The organism is Roseofilum sp. Guam (assembly GCF_017746735.1).
In the GTDB taxonomy this organism is placed as follows: domain Bacteria; phylum Cyanobacteriota; class Cyanobacteriia; order Cyanobacteriales; family Desertifilaceae; genus Roseofilum; species Roseofilum reptotaenium.
On sequence record NZ_JAGHZN010000097.1, the window covers coordinates 1 to 7988 of the forward strand.

Sequence of the window (7988 nt, forward strand, 5' to 3'; positions counted from 1 at the left end):
CTTCCATTACGGGGTGTATGAATCATTTCAATCCGTCGGGCTAAACGGTGGGCTTCCTCATGGGGAAAAGTTTTGTAGAGAGAGGTAATATTGTGGGTATTGAGATTATCTGAAAGTAAGCGAACTTTTGGCTCATCTCGATAGTCCACATCTAATACCATTTCTCTATGATGATGCGCTTAATAAGGCATCAATCAAGTAGTCCCAATATAAGTTCCGTTAAGCACTTTTGAGGGTAGACTGAAGTGGAGTTAAGGATTGCCAAAACTTGAGAATCTGTCTTTTCACCAGTTGGGCATGAGTATGATGGAAAAAGTAGCGTCCATGGGGACATTCCCAAAGGCGATCGCTCTCTTTTAACCAAGGTTTCCATCCTTCACACAAGCTCGGATCGATGACTAAATCCTGTTGTCCCCGACTGATGAATAGGGGAGGATCGAGTTCACTCGGAAGAATTTGAGTGCGTCGATAAAGCGAATGGGGAGACAGGGACGTTCTTAAATCTTTCTCTAGGATTCTAACTAATTCTTCAACGACGGGTGGGGAATGAGGGCCAAAGAGATTATAGGCGGTTTGGGTTAAGATGCGATCGCGCGAACAGGGCAGTAAGCCTAATTGTACATAGTAATGGGCTTGCCAATCGATCGCCGGATATACCCCCACAGAAAGCAACGCCAGCGATCGCACATTTTGCGGATAGCGACGACCATATAATAGAGCTAACAAGCCTCCTGTTCCATGACCGAGTAGATGTAAGGGGCGATCGTGCTTTTTGATATGATGATGGAGTAATCCTAACGCTTGATTTAAACAACTTCCTTCATCTTCTGTTTGCTCATATTGCCATTCTGCAAGCGGTACATGGGCAGATAATAGCCTCAGCAGGGGACGATGGAAGCGGCGAAAACTGGGACTGACATTAATCCACAAGACATCGGGTAATTGAGTCATGAATAATTCCAAGAAGAAGAAAGACTAAAAATAAAGGTAAGTTTAACCATGGTTAGGGATTTAAACTTACCTGCTCAAACAAAAACTGAGCTGCTCAAAGAAATGAAGCGAATTTCAAGCGTTGTTTATCTTATAAACCAAATTCTTTTTTGACTTGCTCTACCCAAGTCTTAATTCGTCCTTCACTCAATTCGGGTTGATTATCTTCATCAAGAGCCAAACCAACAAATTTTCCATTCCGTATTGCTTTAGACTCATTAAAATCATATCCATCAGTGGGCCAATAGCCAACCGTTTCTCCCCCTAAACCAGCAATTTTTTCTTCTAAAATGCCAATAGCATCTTGAAAGTTATCGCCGTACCCGATTTGATCTCCTGTGCCAAAATACGCAACTTTTTTTCCGTTAAAATCAACACTATCGAGTCCATCTTCATAAAACCCTTCCCAGTCACTAGCGAGTTCGCCGATATTCCAAGTGGGACAAGCAATAATCAAATATTGATAACCGCCGAAATCATCTGCACTAGCATCAGCCATATCATGTAAGGCAACAACAGAATCACCACCAAATTCCTTTTTAATTGCTTCGGCTGCCTCTTCAGTCTTGCCGGTTTGAGTTGCAAAAAATAGTCCAATGTTTGCCATTTTTACTTTATCCATTCAGAATCAATTAATACAAAAAGAGGGGTTTCAATCTTGATAGTTCTTCAGAAACCCCTCACAAAAAGAGGAGAGAATCAAAACAACTTGCTGACCCGGAGAAGTCCTACTAGCCTTCTACAGCATTGAGGGCTTTTTCTACGCGGCGAAAATCAAATCCCATTGCTCGTAGAGCGTGCCACAGATGGCCTTGCAGGAAAAAGAAGGCGAGGAAAAAGTGGGCATTTGCTAACCAACACCGTGAAGTATGAGCACCTCCAGGTAAATCAACGGTATCGGCAAAATAAGGCACAATTCCCAATTTCACTTCTAAAACAGGGCCATAAAACTCAACTGGATAAGCTAGGGTATTTACGGCACAGAAGTAAGCGGCTACAAAACCGGCTAGGGCAATACCACCGAGGGAATAGGAGAGAATAGCTTCACCGGAAAAGGTTAAGACTTTCTTCGCCCAGTCCATAGGGGGGACAACAATGTGCCAAATTCCACCACCAATGAGCAGAATGCCAACAAACACATGACCACCGACTAAATCTTCTAAGCTAGTAATGCTGGCGAAATGAGTTTGATATCCATAGATGGTCAACGGATCGAGGGTAGGGTTGCTAATAATGCGGACTGTTTCCGTTGTACTGTCGTATAGTCCACCCCAGTACATGGCTTTGCCGACGAGCAATAAGGCTCCTATACCCAAGAATAAGAGATGATGCCCTAAGATGATGCCCAATTGCTTGGGGTTCTCCCAATCAAAATGAAAATTTTTGGCAAAACCTTTAGCAGTTGTGAGGTCTTCTGGTGCTTTGAAAGTGTGGAATAAGGCTCCAGCTCCTAACACAGCCGAAGAAATCAGGTGAATGACTCCAATGACGAAGTAAGGATAAGTATCGGTGACTTGACCCCCTTCGCCAACTCCCCATCCTAGGGTGGCTAAGTGGGGAAGCAGGATCAGTCCTTGTTCGCCCATGGATTGACTTGGATCGAATCCAGAAATTTCAAACAGGGTGAAGGCTCCTGCCCAGAATGTGATCAGGGCTGCTTGCCCCGCATGGGCTGAAATAAATAGCCCGGAAAGGTTGGCAAATCGTGCATTGCCTGCCCACCAGTCATAGGTGACTTTTGGGTTGTCGTAGGTTTGCATAGGATCGTTAACTGAGTCAGAGCGTGTTAACTGTTGAGAATTACTTTCAACAGTTAACTATTAAAATCTAATTCAGAATTATTGTCAATTGTAAAAACATAAAGTTTTGTAAAGATAGTGATTTGAGCGATTGTAAACTGGTAAAAGTCTTGCTTTTACTGGGTTTTGGGGATCAAAGCTCAGAGACTTGATTCTCTCTTGTCTTCATAATCTCGATAAAGATCTAAAATAAATCTCAATAGTTTTCTAGGTAGAAGCTCTAGACATCGTATTAGTTATGGTATTCCAAAGTTAGAGATGCAATTGCCCCAGTTTATCCAAGCCAAAATCAAGTATAATTTGCAGCAGCCAACCTCTGGGTACAATTAAACGACTTCCACCCCAAGAATCGTGAAAAAAGGATGCAAAGCTTTATTGAACTCAACGTTTGAGATAATCTCCAAATACTGATTTAGTAGTGTAAGCCCAGAATCAACTTCTAAAATTTGTAGGGAACATTCATATGAATTCCACGTTCTCCACAATGTAATTCGAGCAATTATGTTTTCTGAATCAAAATCAATTTGTATACTTTTATTTTCGTCTGTGGAGGTTGGACTTATCTCGATCTGATATCCACAATTTTCTATATGGTTATATACAGTTTGAAACCATATCTCAAATTCAGTTAACATGTTGATTTAATTAAGCCCACCTACTTACTACACGAGATATCCTAAATTAGCACAGCGATCGCGATCAAGCTGGATATTACTGGTGCGATTGCTCCGTATCAAACTTGCGCTAGTTATCAAATCAGTAAATAAAAAATAGAAAGAACTGTATCTGTAGACGAGGGCTAGATATGCTAAATTGGAGGAAAGATCGCAAGAATGCTCGACATTAGCGCGATCGCCCCCTTGAAGCATTGTTGATATCTCTATGCGCGTCCTAATTCAACGAGTTACCGCATCTTCCGTTTCCGTGAATGGCCAGATTATCGGTAAAATTGGCCGAGGATTAAACTTACTCGTGGGAATTACAGATACAGATACGCCGAATGATGTTCAATGGATGGCGAAAAAATGTCTTGAATTGCGGTTGTTTCCCGACCCAGAAAACATAGGGCGGCGCTGGCAAAAATCCGTACAAGAGATCCAGGGTGAACTATTGGTGATTAGTCAATTTACCCTGTATGGAAATTGTCGTAAAGGTCGTCGTCCCTCTTTCGATCGCTCTGCACCTCCAGAACCGGCGAAAGCGCTCTACGATCGGTTTGTGAATCTCTTGAAGGAGAGTGGTTTAACGGTAGAAACGGGAGAATTTGGAGCAATGATGGAGGTTAAAATTGATAATGACGGCCCAGTCACCTTGCTTTTAGAGTAATACTTTAGTTCGATTAACCATCCATGAAAGAAATAACTGAAGGCTAGGGAATAATAGGGTTAGACCATTTCTCGCTTTGAACGTACCATCAATACAGCATGGCAATTAGCTCTAAGCTCCTTGTTAAGCACATCATCATAGAGAAATAGTATTAGTAGTAATCATGAGGAAACTAAGATGAATTTTTCCTATTTAAAACCCTGGTTAATTGTGTCAAGTGTTCTATTTTTAGCCTTTGTATTTCTCGGCGATCGCGTTCTTCCGGAACCTTTAGGCCCTGCAAGCGCCCAAACTCGTGTAACATTGAACAATTTGTTTGTGGGCTTAATTCCCCGATGGGAGCGGAAAACTAACCCCTATGGGCGAACAGAGGAGGCCATTGAGACAGAAGAAGGGGGTGGTAAAGCTCCACAGCCTTAGGACTCCTAGAAAACTGTGCCATCAGCCTACAATAAGGGGACTCCAGCCCCTTGTCTGTCCTAACTATAGCGCTTCTCTCTTCTAGAGGAGTACAGCTTTAAGCCTTAGACCCTAAGCAATACAAGCTATCTCCTATTCCCTATTCCCCAGCGCAAAGCGCTATAACTCATTCCCGGCTATTGCTAAAGCTATAAATTTTCTGCGTTTCCAGACTCTTGAACAGAGCAGAAGGAAGAGAGGTTTGGAGATCGCAGGGTTGCCTTTGCAACTTCAACTGCAAGCCATCCAGGGGGTCCGAGCCATCGCTGACCAAAAATTCGAGGCGTACGACGGGAGGCCAACCCACTAGCAAATCTAGCCAGGAGGCGATCGCCTGGGAATAGGGATGTTCGACATCGTGATACCATTCCATGGGAGTGCTATAGGGTTGATCGAATCCTAAATGAACAATTAAAGAGGGATGGGTAAACAGAGCGATCGCCACTGGACGAGTTTCTTCCTGTAGGAGTAGGTTTTTCTGAGCTGACCAATAGCGCAATTTCTCCAACCATTCATAGCGTTGAGTCACTGAAGGATTGGGGTCTTTCCACTCTAGAGCAACGGTGACTAAATAGGTTTGCAGTAGCCAATGACCCAGTTTTTGGGCTTTTGTGGCTAAATAGGCAGCATTATGATCCGTAGCTTCAATTAACAGGGGAACGCGATCGACCATTTCCAAACCATAGCCTTTTAATCCAGCAATTTTACGCGGATTATTGGTAATTAAGCGAAATTTTTTCACGCCCAAATCATTGAGAATTTGCGCCCCAACTCCATAGTTGCGCAAATCAGCCGGAAAGCCTAATTTTTCATTGGCTTCTACCGTATCTAATCCTTGGTCTTGCAACATATAGGCTTTGAGTTTATTGACTAAGCCAATTCCTCGCCCTTCCTGACGTAAATAGACGACTACACCGGCTCCCGAATGGTTAATCATTTTCAGGGCCGTTTGTAATTGCATTCGACAATCACACCGCAGGGAGCCTAATGCATCTCCCGTTAAACATTCCGAATGCATCCGCACGGTGACCACTTGCTCGGAAAATTCACTCGGATCGCCTTTGACCATGGCAATATGTTCGGAACCATCTAAGGTATTGCGATAGGCGTGGATTTTAAACTCCCCAAATTGGGTGGGAAGACTTGCTAGAGCTTCTCGTTTCACGAACCGTTCGTGTTGCAAACGATAGGCAATTAAATCAGCAATACTAATAATTTTCAGTTCATGATACTGAGCATAGCGAATCAGTTGTGGCAGTCGCGCCATCGAGCCATCGGGGTTTTGAATTTCACAGATAATTCCGGCTGGATATAGACCGGCTAAATGGGCTAAATCAACACTGGCTTCCGTATGGCCGGCACGTTTCAAAACTCCCCCTTCCCGCGATCGCAGGGGAAAAATATGCCCCGGTCTGCGTAAGTCGTGGGGCTGAGTGTGGGGGTTAATAGCGACTTGAATAGTACGGGCCCGGTCTTCGGCAGAAATTCCCGTGCTTACGCCTAGTTCCGGGGCAGCATCGATACTGACGGTAAAAGCGGTTTGGTTTTTATCCGTATTGTGGGTGACCATGAGGGGGAGATCAAGCTGATCGAGGCGATCGCCAATCATGGCTAAACAGATTAAACCCCGTGCATAAACAGCCATAAAGTTAATCATATCGGGAGTTGCGAACTGTGCAGCGCCAACAAGATCGCCTTCATTTTCCCGATTTTCATCATCGACAACAACCACCATACGACCAAGTTTAAGTTCGGCGATCGCGCTTTCTATAGAGTCAAACTGAAAGGAAGGAGAGGAAGTCACAGTGAGAGAATGTAGATCGATTTGTGGTTGTTATTGTACCGCGATCGACGTTTGTAATGGGTATCGGTAATGGAAGCTAGGAAACAAGGGACAGTTTAATCTTATGTGCAAATCCCCTCAGGGGGTGACAACAGACTTGAATCTAAGGCTACGCTTGGCTTTGAGTATTTAAGATAGCGAAAAAAGACCAGCAATTTTTTGGGCAATTAGCCCTCTAACTTGAGGTTATGGTTATGCGATCGCCAGCTTTCAGTTGATCTTTTCAACAAAATACGACCGAAAAAGGTCGCTATAGCGACCTTTGAGCTGCCTTGTCATCCCTTGAGGCAAATCCCATACCTATCTGCTTATTCTTGTAGAGCGACCCCTCAATTTTGTCATAATTTCATAACTTTTATGATCCCAGTCTCAACTAAAAGTCATGATTTCATCACAAAAAACAGATAGAGGAGCTAAGATCGCGTCAAAATACCTAAAGTTGGCAGACCCAAGCCTTGCACTCTCCTCTTTTTTTTTGCAATATATCAAGAAATTGATCCCCAAGCTCAAGCCTTGAGCAAACGATTAAGACATTAGGAGAGCCTGTATATGACAAATAATCGTCCTCCCTTATCTGAGATGACCTTACGACAGTTGCGTAAGGTCGCCAGCGAGTACCAAATTTCCCGCTATAGCCGGATGCGTAAGTCTGAACTCCTACAAGCGATTATGGAAGCTCAAAACTCTAATAGCCCAGCTAAACATATACACACTGAACCAATGGACGCTCAAGAAGCTATAGAAGCGGCCAAGTTGGAAGTGGGAAACTCCTTTGACCCAGAAGTTCTGGCCTCCGTAGATGATGAGTTAACAGATTTACCGAGTGGTTATGGTCAACCTTGCATTGTCCTGATGCCTCGTGACCCTCAATGGGCTTATGCTTACTGGGATATTAGCAATGATCAAAAAGAACAATTACGCACCCAGGGTGGACAACAACTAGCACTGAGAATCTATGATGTTACAGATATCAACATCAATTATGAAAGTCCCCACAGTATGCAGGAATATCCCTGCGATGAATTAGCTAGAGAATGGTATATTCCCATTCCCATTAGCGATCGCATCTATGTGGTTGATATTGGTTATCGCTGTGCTGATGGCCGCTGGTTAATTCTCGCACGCTCTGCCCCCGTCACCATTCCTCCCATCTATCCCTCTGACTGGGTAGAAGAACGGTTTATGACCGTAAGCTGGGATAAAACTCTAGGCAGTGGCGATCGGTTACTCACCCTCGATCCCCCAGGCCGTAAAACCACCGAAGCCGACGCACTTTACCAGCTTGCACGCGAAGCAGAAGCCAAACGCCTAGCGGGTTCCGTCTTCGGTTCTGAAACTGCCCAAGCCATTAGCTCCTATGTCTTCCCCTCTGGAGTTGGCAAATGGGCAGCTCCGGCTGCATCTGTTCAAACAGAGTCCGGTGCAGGAATGACCACCTCGGGTGCAGGACTAACCACCTCGGGTGCAGGAATGACCACCTCGGGTGTAGGACTGACCACCTCGGGTGTAGGACTGACCACCTCGGGTGCAGGACTAACCACCTCGGGTGCAGGAATGACCACCTCGGGTGC

Annotated in this window: 7 protein-coding genes and 1 pseudogene; 3 read left to right on the top strand and 5 right to left on the bottom strand. The window is 44.4% G+C overall.

What is annotated here, in order from left to right:
• From J7529_RS23855 to J7529_RS23870, 4 genes and pseudogenes are all read right to left on the bottom strand, one after another.
• Positions 1-158, bottom strand: a pseudogene (locus tag J7529_RS23855) (IS630 family transposase); the annotation flags it as partial.
• A gap of 61 nt (positions 159-219) precedes the next feature.
• Entirely contained in the window at positions 220-951 is a 732-nt protein-coding gene (locus J7529_RS23860) for an alpha/beta fold hydrolase (RefSeq protein WP_271943846.1), read from the bottom strand.
• 130 nt (positions 952-1081) lie between these two features.
• A complete protein-coding gene (fldA, locus tag J7529_RS23865) occupies positions 1082-1597 on the bottom strand; it encodes a flavodoxin FldA (RefSeq protein WP_271943844.1) in 516 nt (171 codons plus the stop codon).
• 124 nt (positions 1598-1721) lie between these two features.
• Entirely contained in the window at positions 1722-2750 is a 1029-nt protein-coding gene (locus J7529_RS23870; RefSeq protein ID WP_318731047.1) for a chlorophyll a/b binding light-harvesting protein, read from the bottom strand.
• A gap of 921 nt (positions 2751-3671) precedes the next feature.
• Here J7529_RS23870 and dtd point away from each other — a divergent pair.
• Positions 3672-4115 carry a D-aminoacyl-tRNA deacylase gene (gene dtd, locus J7529_RS23875; protein WP_318731048.1) on the top strand — a complete coding sequence of 148 codons (444 nt, stop codon included), beginning with the start codon at positions 3672-3674 and terminating at the stop codon, positions 4113-4115.
• 177 nt (positions 4116-4292) lie between these two features.
• Complete coding sequence (locus tag J7529_RS23880; protein WP_318731049.1) at positions 4293-4535, top strand: hypothetical protein; 243 nt, start codon at positions 4293-4295, stop codon at positions 4533-4535.
• A gap of 166 nt (positions 4536-4701) precedes the next feature.
• Here the strand turns inward: J7529_RS23880 and ribBA are convergent, their stop codons facing one another.
• Positions 4702-6378, bottom strand: a complete 1677-nt coding sequence (gene ribBA / locus J7529_RS23885; protein ID WP_318731050.1) for a bifunctional 3,4-dihydroxy-2-butanone-4-phosphate synthase/GTP cyclohydrolase II — start codon at positions 6376-6378, stop codon at positions 4702-4704.
• Positions 6379-6966: 588 nt separating this feature from the next.
• Between ribBA and J7529_RS23890 the strand changes: the two genes are divergently transcribed.
• Positions 6967-7988, top strand: a 1022-nt coding sequence (locus J7529_RS23890; protein WP_318731052.1) for a DUF4912 domain-containing protein, incomplete at its 3' end; no start/stop codon positions are given.